The 21784-nt window shown below is 34.8% G+C and carries 16 protein-coding genes and 1 tRNA gene; 3 read left to right on the top strand and 14 right to left on the bottom strand.

All coding sequences use genetic code 11. The features are described 5' to 3' along the window. Positions 1 to 71 precede the first annotated feature (71 nt). The 3 genes from ACN5J7_RS15635 to lepA form a co-directional block, all read right to left on the bottom strand. The gene (locus ACN5J7_RS15635; RefSeq protein WP_311936170.1) at positions 72 to 1337 is read right to left on the bottom strand and encodes a glucose-1-phosphate adenylyltransferase; all 1266 of its coding nucleotides are present in this window, start codon (positions 1335 to 1337) and stop codon (positions 72 to 74) included. A gap of 71 nt (positions 1338 to 1408) precedes the next feature. Next, on the bottom strand, positions 1409 to 2611 hold the full coding sequence (gene glgA, locus ACN5J7_RS15630) for a glycogen synthase (protein ID WP_311936173.1): 1203 nt from the start codon (positions 2609 to 2611) through the stop codon (positions 1409 to 1411). A gap of 550 nt (positions 2612 to 3161) precedes the next feature. Further along, positions 3162 to 4958, bottom strand: coding sequence for a translation elongation factor 4 (gene lepA / locus ACN5J7_RS15625; RefSeq protein ID WP_418604616.1), 1797 nt, complete (start codon positions 4956 to 4958; stop codon positions 3162 to 3164). A 137-nt stretch (positions 4959 to 5095) separates the two neighbouring features. Between lepA and dusB the strand changes: the two genes are divergently transcribed. Then, positions 5096 to 6091 carry a tRNA dihydrouridine synthase DusB gene (gene dusB / locus ACN5J7_RS15620; RefSeq protein WP_418604615.1) on the top strand — a complete coding sequence of 332 codons (996 nt, stop codon included), beginning with the start codon at positions 5096 to 5098 and terminating at the stop codon, positions 6089 to 6091. Between the two features lie 172 nt (positions 6092 to 6263). On the opposite strand, the gene ACN5J7_RS15615 is transcribed toward dusB, so the two are convergent. The 3 genes from ACN5J7_RS15615 to rbfA all read right to left on the bottom strand — a co-directional run bounded on the left by ACN5J7_RS15615 (position 6264) and on the right by rbfA (position 8919). Then, on the bottom strand, positions 6264 to 6950 hold the full coding sequence (locus ACN5J7_RS15615; RefSeq protein WP_311936181.1) for a phospholipase D family protein: 687 nt from the start codon (positions 6948 to 6950) through the stop codon (positions 6264 to 6266). Positions 6951 to 7167: 217 nt separating this feature from the next. Beyond that, entirely contained in the window at positions 7168 to 8373 is a 1206-nt protein-coding gene (locus ACN5J7_RS15610) for an ABC transporter permease (RefSeq protein WP_418604614.1), read from the bottom strand. A 147-nt stretch (positions 8374 to 8520) separates the two neighbouring features. After that, positions 8521 to 8919 carry a 30S ribosome-binding factor RbfA gene (gene rbfA / locus ACN5J7_RS15605; RefSeq protein WP_418604613.1) on the bottom strand — a complete coding sequence of 133 codons (399 nt, stop codon included), beginning with the start codon at positions 8917 to 8919 and terminating at the stop codon, positions 8521 to 8523. 99 nt (positions 8920 to 9018) lie between these two features. On the opposite strand from rbfA, the gene mce reads away from it, so the two are divergent. Together mce and ACN5J7_RS15595 are read left to right on the top strand one after the other, a co-directional pair. Then, positions 9019 to 9423: a methylmalonyl-CoA epimerase gene (gene mce / locus ACN5J7_RS15600; RefSeq protein ID WP_418604612.1), complete on the top strand. Its 405-nt coding sequence runs from the start codon at positions 9019 to 9021 to the stop codon at positions 9421 to 9423. A gap of 75 nt (positions 9424 to 9498) precedes the next feature. Next, positions 9499 to 9572: transfer RNA gene (locus ACN5J7_RS15595), tRNA-Ile, on the top strand. Positions 9573 to 9823: 251 nt separating this feature from the next. Here ACN5J7_RS15595 and ACN5J7_RS15590 read toward each other — a convergent pair. From ACN5J7_RS15590 to ACN5J7_RS15555, 8 genes are all read right to left on the bottom strand, one after another. After that, positions 9824 to 12787, bottom strand: a complete 2964-nt coding sequence (locus ACN5J7_RS15590) for a DEAD/DEAH box helicase family protein (RefSeq protein WP_418604611.1) — start codon at positions 12785 to 12787, stop codon at positions 9824 to 9826. A gap of 4 nt (positions 12788 to 12791) precedes the next feature. Next, on the bottom strand, positions 12792 to 14639 hold the full coding sequence (locus tag ACN5J7_RS15585; RefSeq protein WP_418604609.1) for a site-specific DNA-methyltransferase: 1848 nt from the start codon (positions 14637 to 14639) through the stop codon (positions 12792 to 12794). A 3-nt stretch (positions 14640 to 14642) separates the two neighbouring features. Further along, complete coding sequence (locus tag ACN5J7_RS15580) at positions 14643 to 16607, bottom strand: DUF262 domain-containing protein (protein WP_418604608.1); 1965 nt, start codon at positions 16605 to 16607, stop codon at positions 14643 to 14645. An 8-nt stretch (positions 16608 to 16615) separates the two neighbouring features. Next, positions 16616 to 17440, bottom strand: a complete 825-nt coding sequence (locus ACN5J7_RS15575) for a PD-(D/E)XK nuclease family protein (RefSeq protein ID WP_418604607.1) — start codon at positions 17438 to 17440, stop codon at positions 16616 to 16618. Further along, positions 17440 to 20046, bottom strand: a complete 2607-nt coding sequence (locus ACN5J7_RS15570) for a UvrD-helicase domain-containing protein (RefSeq protein WP_418604606.1) — start codon at positions 20044 to 20046, stop codon at positions 17440 to 17442. Before ACN5J7_RS15570 ends, ACN5J7_RS15575 begins: the two co-directional genes overlap by 1 nt. A gap of 241 nt (positions 20047 to 20287) precedes the next feature. Further along, positions 20288 to 20452, bottom strand: coding sequence for a type I restriction-modification system subunit M N-terminal domain-containing protein (locus tag ACN5J7_RS15565; RefSeq protein ID WP_418604605.1), 165 nt, complete (start codon positions 20450 to 20452; stop codon positions 20288 to 20290). A 45-nt stretch (positions 20453 to 20497) separates the two neighbouring features. Next, positions 20498 to 20731 carry a hypothetical protein gene (locus ACN5J7_RS15560; RefSeq protein WP_418604604.1) on the bottom strand — a complete coding sequence of 78 codons (234 nt, stop codon included), beginning with the start codon at positions 20729 to 20731 and terminating at the stop codon, positions 20498 to 20500. Positions 20732 to 21315: 584 nt separating this feature from the next. Beyond that, positions 21316 to 21741: a hypothetical protein gene (locus ACN5J7_RS15555; protein WP_418604603.1), complete on the bottom strand. Its 426-nt coding sequence runs from the start codon at positions 21739 to 21741 to the stop codon at positions 21316 to 21318. Between the last annotated feature and the right edge of the window lie 43 nt (positions 21742 to 21784).

Raw genomic sequence — 21784 nt, 5'->3', positions numbered from 1 at the left:
TTGGCATAAGAAAAATAAAAGTTTTTTTAGTCTTGGTTTTTTTCAGTTATCAGAATTATGAGAAGCTTTTTTTAAATTACAAATCCTGGAGGGATTGTAGCTCCTTTTTTGATAATTACAATGCCTTGTTTAATCATATAGGTATCTGTTTCAACTTCTTCTAAATGAGTGCCTCCGTTTATTCTAACATCATCGCCAATGCGGCAGTTTTTATCCAAAATCGCATTTTTTATAAAGCAGCGTTGTCCTATACCCAATAAAACCGGGGTTTTATTTCTATCAATAATTAAATTATTTTCATAGTAGTCAGAACCCATCATATAGGTGTTTATAACCGTAGATTCGTCACCAATTCTAGAACGAATGCCAATAACAGATTGCTCTATTTTTGCAGCACTGATGATACAACCTTCGGCTATTACGGCTTTTTCTAACATGGTGCCTGCCACTTTTGTAGTGGGCAGCATGCGCGCATGGGTGTAAATACGTTTTTTCTTGTCGTATAAATCGAATTTAGGAATATCGGCAGTAAGCCCAATGTTGGCTTCAAAGAATGAATCTATATTACCTATATCGGTCCAGTACCCTTCGTATTGGTAACTTAGTGTTTTTTGGCTTTCTATACTTTGAGGAATGATTTCTTTTCCAAAATCATTGGTGTCAGGGTTTTTCATTAACTCGGTTAGTAAATCCCGGTTAAAGATATAAATACCCATTGATGCTAAGTAATCTCTACCCTGGTTTTTCATGTCGTCACTTACTTCCGATGTCCAATCCGGTAATAAACTGGCATCGGGCTTTTCAATAAATGAGGTTATGATATTGGAGTTGTCTGCTTTTAAAATTCCAAATTCCGTGGCTTCTTTCGCGGTAACCGGAATGGTGGCTATTGATATTTTAGCATTGGCCTCCTCATGGGCTTCAATCATTTTTTCATAATCCATTTGGTATAATTGATCGCCGGATAGTATTAAAAAGTAATCGAATTCATGGTTTAAAAAATGGTGCATGCTTTTGCGTACGGCATCGGCAGTACCTTGAAACCAGGTTTTGTGGTTTGGCGTTTGCTCCGCGGCTAAAATGTCGACAAAAGCACTGCTAAAAAAACTAAAATGATAAGTGTTTTTAATATGCTTGTTTAACGAGGCCGAGTTGAATTGCGTTAATACAAACATGCGTTTAATATCCGAATTGATGCAATTTGAGATTGGAATATCTACCAATCTGTATTTTCCGGCAATGGGAACGGCCGGTTTAGATCTTGCTTGTGTTAATGGGTATAATCTTGAGCCTTGGCCGCCACCTAATATTATGGCTAATACTTTGTTGTTTATCATTTTCAGCTGTGGTTTTGTATGTTATAAAATATAGTTTTTAAGAAGACTTGTGCTTCTGTAATTTACAACTTTTATATTAAAGATTTGTATAATTTTTCGACTTGTTTGGCAATGGCAATCCAGTCAAAATGATCTTCAACGCGTTTCCTCCCGTTTTTGGCCATAGTCTCCCTTAAGGCTTTATCGTTAATGACCTTATTAACGCCATCGGCTAAGTCTTTTGAAAATTTATCGGGATCAATAGGCTCAAAAGGAGCTTCTTTTTGTTGTTCCAAAGGAATTAAAAGTCCTGTTTCGCCATGTACAACCACTTCTTTTATACCGCCAACCGCACTGGCTACAACTGCCGTGTTACAAGCCATGGCCTCGATATTTATAATCCCAAATGGCTCATAAATTGAGGGGCAGCAAAATACATCGGCATGAGAATATAACTGAATGATTTCTTCTTTGGTAACCATCTTGTCAATCCAAATAACGTTGTCCCTTGTCTTTTTTACCTCGTTAACGGCATCTTCCATTTCTTTACCAATTTCTGGCGTATCCGGCGCTCCGGCACAAAGTACGATTTGCGTGTTTGGGTCGATGTATTTTATGGCATTTACCAAATGAATGATGCCTTTTTGACGCGTAATTCTACCCACAAAAAGCACGTAAGGTTTTGTTTTGTCAACGCCATATTCATCTAAGGTTGAAGTTTCTGAAGTCGTTATGTATTGTTGCAGATTAATACCGTTGTAAATAACATGTATTTTGCTTTCGTCTACATTAAAATGTTTGATAACATCCTCTTTGGTTTCTTCTGAAACGGCAATTAGGGCATCTGCCATTTCTATGGCTGTTTTTTCAACCCAAGAAGAAGCATCGTAACCTCTACCCAGCTGCTCTCTTTTCCAAGGTCTTAAAGGCTCTAAGGAATGCGTTGTAATAACAAGCGGTGTGCCGTAGCACAATTTAGCAACTATACCTGCAAAATGGGCGTACCAAGTATGGCAATGCACCACATCGGCATCAATGGGGTCGGCATTCATGTGTAAGCATGTGCTCAGTGTTTTAAATACGGATTTTAGTTTATCCTCCGAGTTTTTAAACACACCGTCATCAAACGGAAAGCCTTTTACTGTTAAATTATCCGATGTGCTATTTTGGTCTCCAAAACATCTTACATCCACTTCCATGAGTTTGGCCAATTCGCCTGCTAAATACTCAACATGAACTCCTGCGCCACCATAAACATAAGGTGGAAATTCTCTAGTGTAAAAAAGTGCTTTCATCTATTGGTCTTTAATTGTTTTTATTGAATTAATAAAGATGCCATGCGCAAAACAAAATAGAATTTTCAAACTCATTTAGTTATGCCATTTCATATCAAATGGTTCAGTAAAACATCAAAAAAATGCAATTACAAAAGCTATAAATCAATTGAAAACCAAACTATGGGTTTCCTTAAAACAGTAAAAAATGTTAATAACAATGAATGGCTTGATGTAAAAAAAATTTAAAATTCGGCATGAGTTAAACACAGTGTTTTTAAGTGTTTGTTGAAAGTTTAACCATTAATGATGTTTACTATGTTATAAACATACAAAATAATTGTTAACAATTTTAGGGTAATTTTATTTTTACGAAAAAAAAGGTATTCACCCGATTAAAGGAAATTATCAATAAAAAAAGATTGGAAAATTCCATTTTTACTTTAATTCCTGCAATCAAATATTAAGGCACATCCGGTAGGGACTATTGGGTTTTAAAAATAAATAAATCGCCAATAATTTAATGAATTAATAGGTAAACCCTTAAAGTTTTAAGTACTTGCAAACGTATTTAGTCATTCAGTTTTAAAACTGCCATAAAAGCTTGTTGCGGGATTTCTACATTACCCACTTGTCGCATACGTTTTTTACCTTTTTTCTGTTTTTCCAGAAGTTTACGCTTTCGCGAAATATCGCCACCGTAACATTTAGCGGTTACATCTTTACGGAGTGCTTTAATGGTTTCCCTGGAAATAATTTTTGCTCCAATAGCCGCTTGAATAGGGATATCGAACTGTTGGCGTGGAATTAATTCCTTGAGTTTCTCGCACATTTTTTTACCAATGTTCTGAGCGTTATCGGCATGTATTAAAGCCGAAAGGGCATCAACAGGCAATGCATTTAACAGAATATCCAAACGCACCAATTTTGATGTTTTCATACCTATAGGCGAATAATCAAAAGATGCGTAGCCTTTTGAAACCGTTTTTAAACGATCGTAGAAATCGAAAACAATTTCCGCCAAAGGCATTTCAAAAGTCAATTCAACACGCTCTGGCGTTAAATAGGTTTGATTGGTAATGATACCGCGTTTTTCAATACACAGTGACATGACGTTTCCAACAAAATCCGCTTTGGTAATAATAGTGGCTTTTATATAGGGTTCTTCAACACGGTTTATGGTTGAAGGATCTGGTAAATCGGACGGGTTATTTACAACAAAAGCCTCGTCTGGGTTTTTGTTTGTATAGGCGTAGTACGATACGTTGGGTACGGTTGTAATCACCGTCATATCAAACTCGCGCTCTAAACGTTCTTGGATAATTTCCATGTGAAGCATGCCTAAAAACCCACAACGGAAACCAAAACCTAATGCCGCTGAACTTTCAGGTTGAAATACCAGGGAAGCATCATTTAACTGAAGCTTTTCCATCGAGGCTCTCAACTCTTCATAATCTTCTGTGTCAACAGGGTAAATACCAGCAAATACCATAGGTTTTACATCTTCAAAACCTTCAACAATATTGGTGGTTGGTTTGGCAAAATCGGTAATGGTATCACCTACTTTTACTTCTTTGGCTGTTTTAATGCCGGTAATTAAATAGCCAACATCACCAGCTTTTACACTTTGTTTGGCAACTTGACTTAGTTTTAAGGTTCCCACCTCGTCGGCATAATAATCCTTACCTGTGGCAACAAATTTTATGTGTTGCCCTTTTTTTATTTCACCGTTAAAAACCCTAAAATACGTTTCAATACCTCTAAATGTGTTGTAAACCGAATCGAAAATTAAAGCTTGCAATGGTGCATTGGGGTCGCCTTTTGGCGCAGGAACACGATCGATAATGGCTTTTAAAATATTGTCGACACCAAAACCAGTTTTTCCACTGGCGTGAATTACTTCTTCGGGGTCGCAACCTAATAAATCTACAATATCATCGGTAACTTCATCTGGGTTAGCACTCGGTAAATCAACTTTGTTTAAAATTGGAATAATCTCCAAATCGTTTTCCAACGCCAAATATAAATTGGAAATGGTTTGCGCTTGTATGCTTTGTGCCGCATCAACAATAAGCAACGCCCCTTCGCAGGCTGCAATGGATCGTGATACCTCGTAACTAAAATCGACATGCCCAGGGGTGTCAATTAAATTGAGAACATATTTTTCGCCATTAAGCTCATAATCCATTTGAATGGCGTGCGATTTTATGGTAATCCCACGTTCGCGCTCCAAATCCATGCTATCCAGTAATTGGTCCTGTTTTTCCCTAGCGGTAACAGAGCCTGTGTAGTCCAACAAACGGTCTGCCAAGGTGCTTTTACCGTGGTCTATATGTGCAATAATGCAAAAGTTTCTAATATTCTTCATAGTCAACAATCTTCATAAAAAGATTTTGCAAATATAGATGATTTTATCTGGATATATTTATTGTTTTTAGGGTATTGAAGGGCACTTTTATAAATATTTCATTCATTTTCAATACTTTTGCAATCCAAAATATACTAGTGGTAAAAATAGATAACATAGAACTCCCTGATTTTCCGTTGCTTTTAGCGCCTATGGAAGATGTTAGCGATCCGCCATTTCGTGCGTTGTGCAAAGAACAGGGCGCCGATGTGGTGTATACCGAGTTTGTATCGAGCGAAGGCTTAATACGCAACGCCGCGAAAAGCGTTATGAAGCTTGATATTTATGAAAAAGAACGGCCTGTTGGCATTCAAATATTCGGAGCGAATTTAGACAGTATGCTGCAAACCATCGATATTGTTTCGGCTTCAAACCCCGATATTATCGATATTAATTTTGGTTGCCCCGTAAAAAAGGTGGTGAGCAAAGGCGCGGGCGCAGGAATTTTAAAAGATGTCTGCCTTATGGAAAGCCTTACTGCCGAAATGGTAAAGCGCACCAACATTCCCATTACCGTAAAAACGCGTTTGGGCTGGGACCACGACTCCATAAAAATTGTTGAGGTTGCCGAACGTTTGCAGGATGTGGGCTGTAAAGCCATTGCTATTCACGGGCGCACACGAGCCCAAATGTATAAAGGCGATGCCGACTGGAAACCGATTGCCGATGTAAAAAACAACCCGCGCATGCATATTCCCGTGTTTGGAAATGGTGATATTACATCGCCCGAAAAAGCCATGGAAATGCGCGATAGTTACGGATTGGATGGCGCCATGATTGGTCGTGCCAGCATTGGTAACCCGTGGTTTTTTAAACAGGTAAAACACTTTTTTAAAACCGGCGAACATTTAGCACCCATTTCTTTGGAAGAACGTGTTGAAGCGGCACGTCGGCACTTACAAATGGCTATAGATTGGAAAGGCGAAACTTTGGGTGTTTTTGAAACCCGCCGCCATTACACCAACTACTTTAAAGGAATTCCGCATTTTAAGGAGCACCGCATGAAAATGGTAACTAGCGACGCCTCCAAAGATGTGTTTGCTGCTTTTGATGCTGTGTTGGAAAAGTTTGCGGGCTATGAGTTTGTGGAGTAGTTTTTAGGACACGAATTTCACTAATTTTCACGAATAAAAATTTCAATATGTTTTTGGGCAAATGGCAATCCACCGCGCTATCCGTTACTAGTTTTGGTTCGATGCTCGCCTCGCCAAAAGCTAACCACTGCTATCGCTTTTGCGCGTGTTTGCTAAGGTTTGGTTTAAATTTTTAATTTGCTATTTCTTTCAATCTTTTTTTCAGAAGGTTAAATCTTTCTTTACCTAAATCGGTAGCCCTCAAAACAGCTGTTTTATCTTGATAAAGCTCGTAGTCTTTAAATTCAGTTATTTCTCTAGCTTTATCGCTTATGAACTCATAAAGATATTGTGAGCCACTTCTATAGTTTTTAAATGAATAGTTTTCACTTAGTTCCCAAAATAACCTTCCCATTGAATAATTTTCAATACTTTCTAAAATTTGAGAAAAACAATTGTCATTATATTCGGATTCTACCATAATTCTTATTTCTTTCAGAGTATCTTTATATTCATTTTGATCCTCATTGAATTCTAGTTTCACCCCAATTTCATGATTGTTTATTTGAGAATATTCGTATAAATTCATTGAAGAAATTACAGCAACATCTTGATTGAGATAGATTTTTGAATGTAAGTTTTTTATTGAGAATATTTTTAAATTTTTGAATGATTTTAACCAAATCAAATCTTGACTTTTAAGTTGATTCTCTCTGTAAATTAAATAAGCGTTATCGACTTTTTTAAAAGCGTCTGAAAGTCTAACTTTCAGTCTTTGGTTTAGTTTTAAGTATGGTGATACTAGAATTAGCTTTTTTTCAGCGCTATTTAATATTTCCTCTATTTCATTGGAAATTTTTGTTGTTCCGATTACTTTCAATTTATAAGCAGGTTTTTTTGAGTTAGGTTTATTAAGAACAAAAATAAGCGTTTGCTATAACAAATGAAACTAAGATTCTATTAAAAAACAAAGTTTACAAACACGCTCGCGAGAAGGATTGAGTAACTTGTTTGAGCTCTTTTTTGTTTTTTCAAAAAAAGCGAGTTGTGAAAGCCTGTTTGCCATTTTTATGGCAACTCGCCATAAACCGTTTTAATTATTGCGTCTGCACCAGTGCTTTTGTAATGCGCGCCGATGCTATTTTTGAGGCCAAAATCCCTAAAACAGAAATGGTTATAAATACGATAAATAAGTTTTCGGTTTTAATGGTTACGGGATAAGCCAACGATGGTGTTATCATGACCAAATCGAACATGATTTGAAGCACCAAAATTATTAAGGCTAAGCCCAGGCCAACCAATCCGCCCAAAACCGACATTAATGTGCCTTGTAGAAAGAATATTTTCCGAATATCCTTAATCGTAGCACCTAAATTAAAAAGGGTGTTGAGCGATTTTTTTTTGTCTAAAATCATCATAATAATAGACCCGATCACATTAAATAAAGCGATGATTAAAACCAAGGTGAAAATTAAGTAAACCGCTAAATTTTCGGTGTTGAGCATTTTGTACAGGGCGTCGTTAAGTTGGGCGCGGTTTTTTATAACAACCCTGTCGCCCAAAACGGTTTGGATGGCTTCTTTAGCCTGAAGCTCGTCTGCCCCTTGTTTTAGTTTAAATTCAATTGATGATACTTGGTTGGGCTTATAGTTTAAAAGATTTTGCGCTAAATTTATAGACGTAAAAACATAGGTATCGTTTAGGGTTTCGTTAATATCAAAAACCCCAACATTAATGGCGTTAACGGTGTTAAAGGCGTTTTTGGCCGATGTAATTTGCCCTGTTCCGGGTTTGGGCACATATAGGTTTATGGGTTTGGCATAATTTAAAACGCCAAAAGACAGGTTGTTGGAAATGCCCCAGCCCACTACAATCTGGTTGGTTTTTTGCTCAAGCCAACTGCCTTGTGAGATCACGGAATCGATGGCAACAACGTTTTTAAAATGGGCATCAACACCTTTTATGGTGGCCAAATAGTTTTTATCGTTCGAGGCTACAATAACACGTTCTTCAATAACTTGTGAGAATTCTGCAATCGCTTCTAAATCGTTTAATTTGTTAAGGTCTTCGTCAGTGATAAAAAAAGATTTCCCAACGGCGGTTTCGGCTTTTAAATCGGGGTCGACAATAGTTGAGAATTGCAGTGTAAAATCTTTTAAACCCGCAAAACCAGAAAGCACTATAAATAAAGACGCTGCACCCAGAATTATGCCAATAACCGCAATAATGCTAATAATATTTATGGCGTTGTTGCTGCTTTTTGAGCGTAAATAACGTTTAGCGATATACAGTGAAACATTCATGATTTAAATATAAAAAGAAAAATGAGTTTTACTCGATAATCGAGATTTGAAATGCTCACATACTTACTCGAAATCAAAATTGGTTTCCGGCAAATACGCTCGTGTGCCTGCACGGGATTGGTTTACTTTTAGGAATTTAAAAACCGACTACGATTTTTTTCGTTTATCAAGAATTGAAGGGTCTTTTATTGGGTTTTCCTCGCCTTTTAAAGACTTATCAATTTGGTCGATATACTCTAAAGAATCATCAATAAAAAACTCTAATCTAGGCATGCGCCTTAATTGGTTTTTGGTGCGCTGCGCCAATTCGTGCCTAATTAATGGCGCATTGGATTTTATGCCATCAATAAGTGCTGTGCCTTTGTTGTTGGGAAAAATACTTAAATATACTTTAGCCACAGAGAGGTCTACCGTTACTTTTACCTTGGTTACCGAAATCAGTACACCTTGCATGCCGCCTTGTGTCGCTGCGTTTTGTAACACATCAACCAAATCGCGCTGTAAAACCGATCCTATTTTTTTTTGTCTTTGACTTTCTTCTTCCACAGAATAAAATTACTATTAAAAATGCAAAAATAGCGGATATTTAAAGATTATCTTACTTTTGATTTGTAAAATATGTATTTTAAACCAAAAGAAGTTTACATGAATAAGATTGAGCATATTGGCATAGCTGTAAAAAACCTTGATGATTCTAATGAATTATTCTCTAAGTTATTCGGAAAATCACACTATAAAATAGAAAAAGTAGCCAGCGAAGGCGTAAACACTTCGTTTTTTAAAGTGGGCGAAAACAAGATTGAACTATTGGAAGCCACGCATGAAGACAGTCCCATCGCCAAGTTTATTGCCAAAAAAGGCGAGGGCATACACCATATAGCTTTTGATGTAGATGATATTGATGCCGAAATTAAACGCCTTAAAAATGAAGGCTTTAAAGTGCTGAATGAAACACCCAAAAAAGGTGCAGACAACAAGTTGGTGGCTTTTTTACATCCAAAATCTTCAAATGGCGTGTTAATTGAGTTGTGTCAAACCATAAAGCCTTAAAAATTCTTGTAGAGTTATAAAATATGTATTAATATTGCACCCTCTTTTAAAGAGAAATGTTAGCGAAAGCCAACAGGTCCTATAACTCAGTTGGTTAGAGTATCTGACTCATAATCAGAAAGTCCCTGGTTCGAGCCCAGGTGGGACCACATAAAATATCCGTAAACAGCTTATAAATAAGCTTTTGCGGATTTTTTGTTTTAGAAAGGTGACAACATTGGGGGCGATATTTTTGGAGGTTTAATGAGAATGTATTTTTTTAAAAAGTTTTATTGAAGTTGGAATGTTAAGTTTAAAACTCTAGTTGTTATTATTTTTATCTTTCGATTCTTTTTCGGTTTTTTATTAAACGCAAAAAATTTCATTATAATTAATGCTTATTTTAATATAATGTTCAAATTCACCACCACTTAACCTCATCACCTTTAATTTGTTTATAATCAACATTAGTAAGTTTGAAGTGTTTGGTAGCACAATCAATCTTCCTTTTTTCATTTGGGAACTGCAAAAGGTTTGGATTTACATTTCCTTTTGTTTCTCTAACTAACTCCAACTTAAATTTTTCATTTTCATCCCAACGTATGATTCCCCAATCTGGATTGTAGTTTCCAATTATTTTGGGCAATGAGATTTTAAATTGATTCGGAAATTTGAAAAAACAAACGACTTTATCATCCTCGTTTAGTTTATATTCTACAAAACGACGCTCGATATCTGAATCTATTTGTACTTGGTCATATAAAGACCAACTTGAACCATCTACTAATTCTTTCTGTGGAAATTTACGAGCTTCAGGAAACATGTCTTCTGAATCATACGCCATCAATTCCTTTGTTAAAGAATATTCTACGTTTGCAGCAATATGGTCTGCCAATGTACCCTTTATTATATCTACAAATACTGAAGTAAAACCTTCAGGGTTTTTAAATATTTTCTCTTTGACGTCTTCATGTAATCCTTTAAAAATGGAAACTAATGTGGTTCTTTTGATATGTGTTGCTTCTTCTGCTCTCTCTATAAAATTAAAAATTGGATACGTTGTCTGCGTTTGTTGTTTGAATTGTGGATCCCCTTTTTGACCTTTTTCACTTGAAAAGGTGATGGCTTCACCAGTTCGTAAAATGCCTTTATCTGAAAATACAATTTCAGAATGATCTTCATCAGATTTTGCATCAACAATCTTGAATCCTTTTAAACGCTCATCCTTAGCGATTTTTGCCAAATCATCACCAACTTTAAAATTGCGCTTAATCTTTTCTTCATTTCCGTCGGAATCTGATTTGAGAATTTCAAGTTTTATTACTCCTTCAATTACATTTTTGAGTGTGATTTTAAAATCGGTCATGACGAAACGCCCTTTAACCACAACTATGTTTGGTTCTGGATATTTGGCCACATTAAGTTTTTTGACACATAGTTTTGATAACTCGTCTTCATCGATCTTTATTTTGTAATCTGTTTTTTGACAGAGCTTCTTCCAAAAACTATTGAAAGCTTCTGAATTAAATAATTTATTATTTCGTTTAGCTTCTACTTTACGAGCATTACTTGGTGTTGGTGGTGCTGCATCTCCACTTTCTCGGTAATTGTTTTGCAATTGTTCACAGTACGACTCATAACTTTCATTAGCTATTACTGTTAGCACATTAATACCTTCGTCTGTAACTCTTTTCCCTTCTTGATTTACTGAAAGCCTCAAACCCCTTCCAATTTCCTGACGTTTTCTATTCTCAGAAGATGCGGTATTGAGTGTGCATATTTGAAATACATTTGGATTATCCCAACCTTCTTTTAGCGCAGAATGAGCAAATATGAAACTTGTATTCTCCTCAAAACTCAATAACTTTTCTTTGTCTTTCATTATTAAGTTATAGGCTGCTTTCTCCAGTTCTTTTTCTGCTTTTGTCTTTTTATCTATCGAAGTATCCACATATGTGTCTGGTTTATTTTTTGCTTTCTTTTTAGCAAAATAACCTTGCCTTACTTGTTCTGCAGACCAACCGCTATAAAAAGGATATTGATTTTTAAGTCTTTCATAGGCTTCATCAAATAGTTTTTTGATGACACCATCGCTTTCTACATAATTAGCAACCTTATCGATAAAGAAAAGAGACAATACTTTTACGCCTTTATTGATGAGTTGTTTCTGCTTCTTCATGTGAGACTTGATGGTCTCCTCAATCTGAACTCTAAAGATTTCCTCTTTTGAAAGTGTAACATCACCACCTTCTGCTACTTTATATTCTGTACCATTGGTAAAAAACACAACTCCCAATAATTTGTTGATTTCATCAATCACCAATCCTTTGAAATTTTCGTTATTGGTTTTTTCAAAAAGGTCGTCACCTTTGCGAAGTTTGATGGTTTCTGTTTTTACCTCGCCATTTTTAATAACATTTAGTTTGGCTTCTAATCCTAGACCATAGTTAGCTCCTCCTTCCATGAGCATTAAAGACAACTGATTGTCGTTCAGGTTGTTTTGTTCTGTAACACCAAGGACTTCAATTTTCTTTACTAAATCCATTTTGAAGGCATCAACTGGTGACAAGTGATAAAAACGATTCATCAACTCTCTGTTTTCCTCTGAAGTTCTGCCTTTTTCGGTTGGTGTAGCAGAATATTTAAGTGCAAAGAATGGATGTAATGTTCGTAATGCTTCTCTTGATTTTGATGAGGTATAGTTTTGAGATTCATCCAACAAAAGAATTGGTCTCGTTTCTTGAATGTAGTGATACGGTAATTTTTCACCTTGAAGCTTTTCAGTAGGTTTGAAAATGACGTTTGTTTCCTTATTAAAAGAATCAATAGTCATCACCATTACCTCAACTGCTGATGAATTTGCAAAACTTCGCAGCTTACTGATGTTTTTACCTGAATATTGTGTGAGGTGAATGGTTTCGTTGTTATAGAGAGATGCAAAATGGTCTTTTGTGATTTTGAATGTTTTTACAACACCTTCGTAAATGGCCACACTTGGCACAATTATGATATACTTTCCCCAACCATAGTTTTTTCGTAACTCATGAATGGTACGTAAATAAACATACGTTTTACCTGTACCAGTTTCCATCTCACAGGTGTAATAAGGATAACGCCAAGAATCGATACCAGTAACCTCAAAACCATCATCGAAATTGAGAAACATATCTTCCACCAACCCATTATCTTGCTGCACTTCCAAGAGGTTATCGTACAACCAAGTTTCATCCAACATTTCATATTGGTCCATGTTGGCAACGGTATCATCTCCTAGCTGAAAGCCAGTGTCTCTTTTGGTATAACCTTGAAAGAGTTTTACTGTACTCTCAATTGCACGAACTTGATGCTCTTGGTCACTCTCAAAATGTATTTTAAGTTTGCTCATGCTATTAGATTGTTTTAATTAAACCTTTATCAGACAAACGCAGTTTGTCTTGATTGCTAATGGCAGTATCCAAACAGATGAAAATTGTATTGCTATCTAGTTTTAAATCTGAAATGAGATTTTCTTCAATGTTATCGTCTAAACAAATGAGCAGTTTGGTTTCTAATTGCTCATGACTGATTTGGTTGACCTCATTTTTACCAAAATTGGAATTCTCTAGTTTACTATCTAAAGGAAACCCTTCTAGTAATTGTATTTCGGTAAGTAATTTATTTTTAGACCAATCTGGTTTTAAAGGGCTATTGGCAAATTCATCTAAAGTTAACTCAACTTGACTAATTTGTGTAGAATTGACGTCTTGCCATTTTTTGTAGTTTGAATGGACTAGGTTAAAACATTTAAACCCACTTTTCACATCCATGTTATTAACAACAAGTTTAATCCTTTGTTTTGTAATATCTGATATATTTTCAAATCCAAATTCGTCTGTAACATTTTTGCTTCCTAGTTTTTCAGGAAATTGAACTAGAATAAACTTTCTATTACCTCCATCTTCCTTATTCAGATTTAATACAGCGTCACCTGTCGTACCTGAACCAGCAAAAAAATCAAGAACAACAAAGTTTTTGTCATCATAAAATAGCTGTTGGATTTTTTTTAATAATTGAGTGGGTTTGGGAGTGTCAAATACAACATTATCATTAAACAACTCCTTTATTTCCGAATTAGCTTGTCTAGTTGTTCCAAACGAAGGACCTTGCCATAAATTTTCCGGTATTCTTCCATCCTGCTTGTATAGATAAATTTTTCTAATTATTTTGGTTTCATCTTCATTAAATATTATTTCCCCAGTTTCAATTTTTTCTTTAATCGAACTTAATTGCCATCTCCATCCTTTATCTGGTGCTTTTATTATTTTTCCAGAGGGAGTTTTTAAATCGAAACACATAGTTTTCCTATAATTAGGACTTCTAACGTCACCACTTCTCCAGTCACCATTAGGATCATTATCTGGATTTGAATAATTTTTATTATCACTTTTTGATCTAGGAAATCTAAATTTTTCAAGCTCTTCAGACTTTCTATAACAAAGAAGATAGTTGTATTGACGTGAAAAATATTTTTCATCATTTTTACTCTGTTCGGTATGTTTCCAAATTACATTACCTAAAAAATTTTCTTCACCAAATATTTCATTTAAAATCAATTTCAAATTTTGAACTTCATTTTCATCAATATTTATAAAAATTGCTCCATCTTTAGTTAACAGGTTACGAGCCAAACGTAAACGTGGATACATCATACTCAACCATTTGCTGTGGAAACGGCCATCACTACGTTTGTTAGTGGTGAGTGGTTTACCTTCTTCGTCTATTTGTCCTGTTCTACGCAAGTACTCTTGTAGTGGTTCGGTAAAGTCATCATCGTACACAAAATCGTTACCTGTGTTGTATGGTGGGTCGATATAGATCATCTTGATACGGTTGGCATAACTCTTTTGCAAGATTTTAAGGACCTCTAGATTTTCGCCCTCAATAAAAATATTTTTAGAGTCGTTTTTACCATCGGTATCTGGTGTACCATCCGGCCTTAGGCCTTCACCATACACTGGCTCTAAAGTGCCTTCGCTTGGTATGGCAGCGAGTTTACGTGCTTCCTTTTTACCTGGCCAAAAGAGACCAAAATGTTCTAATGTATCGTCGTCTTCATGTTGTGCCCAATCGCCTAAATTTTGGCGCAAGGTTTCAAAATTAATTTTACCATCTTCAAAACATTCTGGTACAATTTGTTTGAGTTGGTTAATTTTATCGTCGTCGAACGTAAACTCTGGTCGTAGTTTTTCGTGTGCCATATTTTATTTTTCCTTTAAAAAGAAGGTTTCATTTTTGTTTTGTGATACTGCCTTAAATGTATCTATTTCGATAAAACGATTAAACTTTTCATCTTCAAATTTCCATCTTTTTAAGGCAAATTTTATTAATTCGTTTTCGCGTTGGTCAATTAAAGAGCAACCTAAATTCATATAAAAGCTTTTTTTCTTTACTTTATATTTTGAACTTGCAAACTCCCAAGCTTTATCTAGTTTTTTCTTTAACCCGTTTACTTGCATAATAGAAATAGAAGCATTCTCTATTAAGAATTTTACTTTGTCTTGAATATTCCAAGCATTTAATTGAATGTTACTTGATAAACCTATGAGGACAAAATTACCTAAACGACGTTTGTCAATATAGTTTTCTGGGAAGTATTGTAATAAATTTTTATTTGCCCAAATATGCTCTCGTGAAAGATAATCGTTGAGTTTATCTTTTTTTGTTTCTTGCCTGCTGATCAAAATCTTTTCGATGTCCCAAGTTTCTTTTCGTTTTGCATTCAGGGATTCTTCATATGAAGCAAGAAAGAATCGCAATCCATTCCAATGGTAATAATCAATAGACTCATCTAAATCCACCGTTAATGATTGTACAAAAACAGATTCTGGACACATTTGTTTTGTAAAGTCCTTTAACTCTGCTTTGGTACAGTCGAAAATATCGCCTTTAAGTTCGTTTCCTAAATATGTATGAAAAGGTTCCTCAAAATGGTCTGAATGCCATTGTGGATGATTGTATAATAGATTTGCCCAATGAAACAAATCCCCTTGTTTGCTATCTGCTCTTGAGATGTTTGCATTTGGCAAAACATAGATTCTGAAATTAGTTATCTCTATGATTTTTAGTAACTCTAAAACCGTATCTGGTTTATCCTGTAGATATGACATGGTTGCCAAATACATTGGTAACACTGATGCATTTACAGGATGACAACGCAATTGTTTGAGGACAGTAGCAATTTCTTTTTTCAAAAGCCCATTGTACTCTCTTTTAAAAACATCTCCTTTGATAAAATATGCGTAAGATTGCGAAGCTTCTTCAATAAAATCTATGAAGCCTTCAATTTCTTCAATTTTATCTTCTAAATCAGATTTATCATCTGGTTTATATTTTAATTTCAATTCATCATATACATTCCAACTTTTACTCTTGTTGGCAGAGTAATACACCAAATAGCAATTTCTTAAAAAGTTGTTTTCATCTTGATTTGAGATGACTCCAGATTCGCTTAAATATTTTAAAATAGACTCCCAGTTGTTATTTACTTTAACCTGCAAGGAAACCTTATTGTTTATGGTTGCATAATAGATGAAATAGTTTTTGATTTTTTCTAATTCTGACAAGGCTTTGCCACGATTATTAATCACCTCGAACATAATACCTATTTCTTTAGTGTTTGCTGGTGCAAAACAAAGAAACCCTAGTTTGTTTAAAACTGTATCATGAATTACATCGATACTACCATTTTGATTCTTTAGCCATTTATGAATTTGAGTTTTTGATTTTCGTAAATTTTGAAGTGATTTTATAGTTGCTGGGATATTCTTTTTATCACCAATGATACATTCTTTAAAAAATGCATCAGTCTCTTTATTAGTTTCTAAAATGTATTGCCCTTGATTTTGAATGAGAAAGGTGTTATGAATATGACTATATTTCTCTTTATCTATTTCATAAAGTTCTTTAAGCAATATGATGAGTGTTGTTAAACGTTGTTGTCCATCAACTATGTTATAGCGTTCACTAGTTGCATCCTTGGAAATAACTAAAGTTCCAGTATAGTGTTTATGGTCTTGATGAGAAATATGCTCAATATCCTTTAAAAGGTCATCTACTTGTTCACTATCCCAAGAATATCCTCTTTGATAATCTGGTATCTTAAAAAGCTTGCCTAAAACAACTTCTTCAATGGTTAATAAATCGGTTACGTATTTAGTTTTAGTCATCAATTATTTTATAAATTATCTGGATTTCGGGCTTGCAAGTTTGCATTTACCCAATCTTCTTTATCTGTATCGCTGCCAAAATCATCAAAATATTTTTTAAAATTTCCGCGTTCTCCTTTTCCTTTACTGGTTGCGTACTCGCGGTAAGACGAACATGAAAAGCGTGCATCACAGTTTCGACAAACTCTAGTGCCAAATAAGGCATTCGTACCTTCCATTTTTTCGCGCAACTTTTCAGTTGGAGCAGGTTTAAACTTTTTATCTTCAATGCAATCTACAGTTTCAGCAAAGTCATCAATAACATCCTGTACTTTAAGTTGGTCGAATTCTAAATCGACCATTGGATTCCATTTGGATAACTCATACTGTATTCTAAACTGGTCGTTGAGCAAATGTGCCTGTTTTAAGCCTTCTGGATAGGCCGTAGAGATAATGGCTGTTTTATCTAAAGCCTGACCACGAAGCTCCTGCCAGATGTGTGCATAGACGTTAAGTTGCTTTTCGTAATGCTTTTTGTTGGATTGTACGTATTCTAAATCGTGGGTTTTGATATCGTACATCCACGTTTCATCATCGTCACGAACGATATCGACAATACCTTCAATGGTAAAGTTTCGCCCTTTTGGTGTGGTTTTATTTGGTAAGGTTAGTTTTACTTCGGTATCAGTAACTTTGTTAGCCACGTCCTTCATTTTCTGAAAATAATAGAGTACTTGGGTTAATGCCAATTGCTTGATATCTTCGGTTACTGCGTGACCACCTTCAAGACGCAACAATTCGTAATTCTCTTCGAAATACTCTCTTATTTTATCAATTACTTCAAAATCTTCCATTAGGCAATTTCTTTTTTACGATTAGCAATAAGTAAATGATGTAAGTCTTCAATAGTTTGATGTACTAGACTACCAAAGAACATGGTTTGAGAACGCGATGGAATGAATCCATATTTTTTGAATACCATGTATTTTCTTGGGCATTGTTGATAGTTGAGATAATCTGCTGTATAGGAATAGCTTTTGCCTAAATCTTCTTCGTCTAGAGCGATTTGTGGGATAGCATTAAAGTCTAAATCATCAAGTTTTGGAAAATCGTTTGCTTTAAACATATTCTTAAATGCTTGACTCTGTCTTTGACCTTTCCATTGTGGTAACAAGGTCATTTGTTTAGCTCGTGATAATGCGACATAGAACATTCGCATATTATCGAAATGTGAGATTTTATCTAGTGGTTCGCCTTCTTTTTCTAGTAAGTCTCTTACAATTATTTCCTTAATATCAGCAGCACGGTCTATTTTGTTTAAATTCCCCATAACTACATAGGGAAATTCGAGTCCTTTGGATTGGTGAATGGTTAAAAAAGGAACACGTCCTTTTGGAAATGGATCGTCTGCATCTTCATATTCAGACTCTCCTAAACGATAGATAGCATAGAGATAAGAACCCACAAAGGTATTAGCAAACTTTCTATCGGAAAGGAAAGAAGCTGTAATGATCGCTGAATACTCTTCCATGAATCTCGCTAAATATTGAGTGATGAGCCCAAGATTGCATACAGGTCCTTCATCAATACCTTCTTCAGCCAATTGGTACATTTCTTGAAAATGTTTAAAACCGTTAATTTGATAAAAAATATCTAATACACTCCAATCGGCAGAAGTAACACGATTAACTACGTAGGCTAATGAAACTGGTTGTTTAGCTTGCTGTCGTTTTTTGAGTAAATCTAAAAAGGCTCGTTTTTGAAGTGTTGCTTTACATTTTGAAGAAAGTCCAGAAGCACTCGCCAAATCACGCATCATATCGAGTTGCAATGGTTTGTTTAGTTTCCATTTTTTCTTGTTGATGACTTTCATTAATGCCTCATAATCAGAAAGCATCCCTTCAATCTCCTTTTGCCTATCTTCTACATACTCTTTTAAGAAACTATCTTGAGCCATCAGTTGTTCTGCTCTCGTCATAGCCCTTATTTGCCACATTCTAAAATCTTGCAATCCACCGCTCACGTTTCCTTGATGGCTTGGTCTCCCAAGAATATGAAACATTAAACCAAAAACATCAATAGACTCTTGAATATCCAAAATACGACCAGCTCTCGGTGCAAAAACTTGAATGCCTAAATTATTTAATGCGTTTTCAAAACGTTCAACTGCTGTATTTTTAACACCTCTAAAACTTAAAGAAGGAAACAAAAAAGCAACTTGGTTATAATCTTCAATTTTGTCTTGTTCTCGTAAATCATAGATAAACTGCGCAACTTGAGCAAAAACATCCGTTTGGGAATTTCTATCAGTTGTTACTATTGCTGGAAAATCTTCTTGATTGAAAGGCATGATATTTTTGTCATGCACACGGTAATAACCCTCTCCTTTTGGTTTTGACCAATCGCTTTGTTCGATAAAATCGGTATAGAATTTTACTATGTTTTTTTTAGAACGATAATTGGTATCAAGGTCAATTCGTGTGGGTTTTAAACCTAAATATTTTTGACATCTATCTTCAAACTCTACAAGGTTTTCAACGGTTGCTCCTCTAAAACGATACAAAGCTTGGTCGTCATCACCTACAACACAAATGTTTTTACATTTTTTAGCTAATTCAAAATAAATCTGTTCCTGAATCGCATTGGTATCTTGATACTCATCGACTATGATGTGGTCATAAACATCACAAGATTTTTTGTAATCTTTAATCTTATTAAAAGCTCTTTGCTGTAAAAGAGAAAAGTCAACTGTTTCTATTTTTCCTTCTCTATGCGTTTTACAATAGAAATCATACATTTTTAGGATTTTCTGTAAGACTTCGTCTGAAGTCTTTACCTCATTTGGGTTTAGATTCTCTTCTGAAAATCTATTAAAAATCGCGATTAAATTATTAGCAGCATAGTGCCTTGAATAGAAATCCTTCCCATCAAAATAATTGTTTATTTCTCTTTGTGCATTTTCCTCGTTTTTCTCAATATCTTCAGAAGTCATATACCCTCCAGCATTTAAAAGCTCTCTCCAATAACCTCTCCTATAAATCTTGAAATACTGTGAAAGAGAATCTAATAGGATTGGTGAATTACTTCTTTCATCTGAAAAACATCTATCCCTATCAACTAAGATATCTTGACAAATGGAATGTACTGTTCCTATAGACATACCTGAAATGTCATACGGTACCCCAGTTTCGTTCGTAATTAATCCTAAGAGACTTCGTAATCCATCTTTTAACTGATGTGCCGCTTTTTCTGTAAATGTGGCAAGAAAAATTCTTTTTGGTTCTATATTGTGAAAAACAATAAGATTAACTGTTCTCCATAACAAAACACGAGTTTTCCCTGAACCAGGGCCTGCTGTTAAGAATAATGGTCCATCAACATGCAAAATTGCATTTTCTTGTTTTTGGTTTGGTTTGAAATTTTTCAAGTTCCAAAAGTAGGCAATGTCTTTGTTACTCATTTATAAAATTAAGTGTAATGATTAAATTTGTATTAAACTTTTCTAGGAGATTTTAAAGATATAAAAAGAAGGTAAAATACCACCTATCAAAGAGTTATTTTTGTAAGGTTTTATTTTAAAACATGTGCTAATTTGCTGTTTCTATCATATTAGGGGCAACGTTTTTAAGTAAGACACTTACCCCTTGTGCTTTAGCTTCAATATTAAATATTTGAATTATTTAGCCTTTTTGAGCGTTACTTTAATCTGTTTTAGCTCTAATATTTAATTTATTACCTCTAACATTAACTAATGGTTGGTAGGTTGCTTTAAATTTAAAACCGCAGTCTTGCTCGTATTTGGCGCTTAATCGTTTTAAGAAGAGCATCCCGAAAATGTATTCTTTAAACTCAGAGGCATCCTTCAAGAACCCTTCTAGTCACAATAGGGTTAGTTTTTGTGTGTCATTTAATTAATTTGAATCTTTTACGGTTACGTATTTTGCTAACTTAATACCTTTGCTTATTTCTGTGCCGAAAGATTCAGGAATATTGGCTGCTTTGGCAATTTCTTTTTTACTGAAGTTATTTTCTTGGAGTTCCTTGGCGTATTTAATACCAAATAAGTGAATCATGGCAACAGCTTCACCTTTTGGAGCGTTGTGATATAAGTTTGATAAGGCTGCACCTAATTGGTTTAATGTCATTTTTTAAAAATTAAAATTTGTTGAAGTATTATCACCTAATACATTGTTTAGAAAAACATTGTGCTTAGCTACTTTAAATATATGGAAAAAGCCTACAAATACAGGTGGAATTTTTTAGCAATTTCTAATTAAATAGTTTATCGCACCCGGAATCAACATACTCCCTAATATCTTCGTGATATTTGTAAATTATTAACGCCAATATAAAAGTGGCTCGATCACTTTTATATTCGTTCAACGTAAAATAGCCATAAAAATTCCCTTTCTTATCGACAACTTCTGGTGGATCAGAAGAGTAGGAGTTCCATGGTGAATACGAATTATATTCGTTCCAAATGGAGTTTGAAATGTAATTATTACCGTAAGTACCGTACTCGTTCCATATGGAAAACGTGCTATAATCACTGCAATTTAAGCAGCCTAGATAGACCTCGTAATTATTACCCCAATATAGGTGTATTTCTTGAGCTATAGAATAAAATGGGATTAATTCAACTTATAAAACGGTTACTATCATATTTTTCTATTCTCCTGGGGTTATTTTATGTAAAAAGATTATTGTATTTATTAACTAAAATAAGCTTTCAATAAATACCAAATCCACTATTATTATTTATTAATCGCTTTATCTCTTCAATATCATTTTTTAATCTAGTTATATCCCCTTTTGTAGCAGGAAGCGTATTGGGGGCTAATAATCGCTTTGCACCATTAATTACAGTGCTGGCTGCAACAGAACCTAGTGCTGCATTGGCGATTGATGGGGTATTAATTTTATCCATTTTTTGTACGCGCTGTTCTAATGAAGTAACGGAGGTTTCAAGTGTCTTAGTTACAGGTGTAATATTGATTTCTGGGTCGTTGTCGGGTTGTTTTTGATAATGTCCAGCAACATACTTATAGTTGTTTCTCTTGTAACTAGCAAGCGTTTTGCAACTGGAGCAACAATACAAGTGATTTTTTCTTCTTGCTTCAAATTCATGGCTACAATGTTTGCAATATTTTTTCATTTTTATTGATTTTAAGGTGTTAATAGGTTAAAATAGGTTTTAT

This window comes from Hwangdonia sp. (genome assembly GCF_048381975.1).
In the GTDB taxonomy this organism is placed as follows: Bacteria; Bacteroidota; Bacteroidia; order Flavobacteriales; family Flavobacteriaceae; genus Hwangdonia; species Hwangdonia seohaensis.
The sequence above is the reverse complement of the archived record's forward strand: the minus strand, read 5'-3'. Positions and strand labels throughout refer to the sequence as shown.

Coding starts and splice junctions, on each gene's coding strand:
- mce (WP_418604612.1), top strand. CDS start 9,019: ATGAATAAGATTGAGCATATTGGCATAGCTGTAAAAAACCTTGATGAT.
- ACN5J7_RS15560 (WP_418604604.1), bottom strand. CDS start 20,731: ATGACATTAAACCAATTAGGTGCAGCCTTATCAAACTTATATCACAAC.
- ACN5J7_RS15575 (WP_418604607.1), bottom strand. CDS start 17,440: ATGGAAGATTTTGAAGTAATTGATAAAATAAGAGAGTATTTCGAAGAG.
- ACN5J7_RS15570 (WP_418604606.1), bottom strand. CDS start 20,046: ATGAGTAACAAAGACATTGCCTACTTTTGGAACTTGAAAAATTTCAAA.
- ACN5J7_RS15585 (WP_418604609.1), bottom strand. CDS start 14,639: ATGGCACACGAAAAACTACGACCAGAGTTTACGTTCGACGACGATAAA.
- ACN5J7_RS15610 (WP_418604614.1), bottom strand. CDS start 8,373: ATGAATGTTTCACTGTATATCGCTAAACGTTATTTACGCTCAAAAAGC.
- lepA (WP_418604616.1), bottom strand. CDS start 4,958: ATGAAGAATATTAGAAACTTTTGCATTATTGCACATATAGACCACGGT.
- ACN5J7_RS15555 (WP_418604603.1), bottom strand. CDS start 21,741: ATGAAAAAATATTGCAAACATTGTAGCCATGAATTTGAAGCAAGAAGA.
- ACN5J7_RS15580 (WP_418604608.1), bottom strand. CDS start 16,607: ATGACTAAAACTAAATACGTAACCGATTTATTAACCATTGAAGAAGTT.
- glgA (WP_311936173.1), bottom strand. CDS start 2,611: ATGAAAGCACTTTTTTACACTAGAGAATTTCCACCTTATGTTTATGGT.
- ACN5J7_RS15635 (WP_311936170.1), bottom strand. CDS start 1,337: ATGATAAACAACAAAGTATTAGCCATAATATTAGGTGGCGGCCAAGGC.
- ACN5J7_RS15590 (WP_418604611.1), bottom strand. CDS start 12,787: ATGAGCAAACTTAAAATACATTTTGAGAGTGACCAAGAGCATCAAGTT.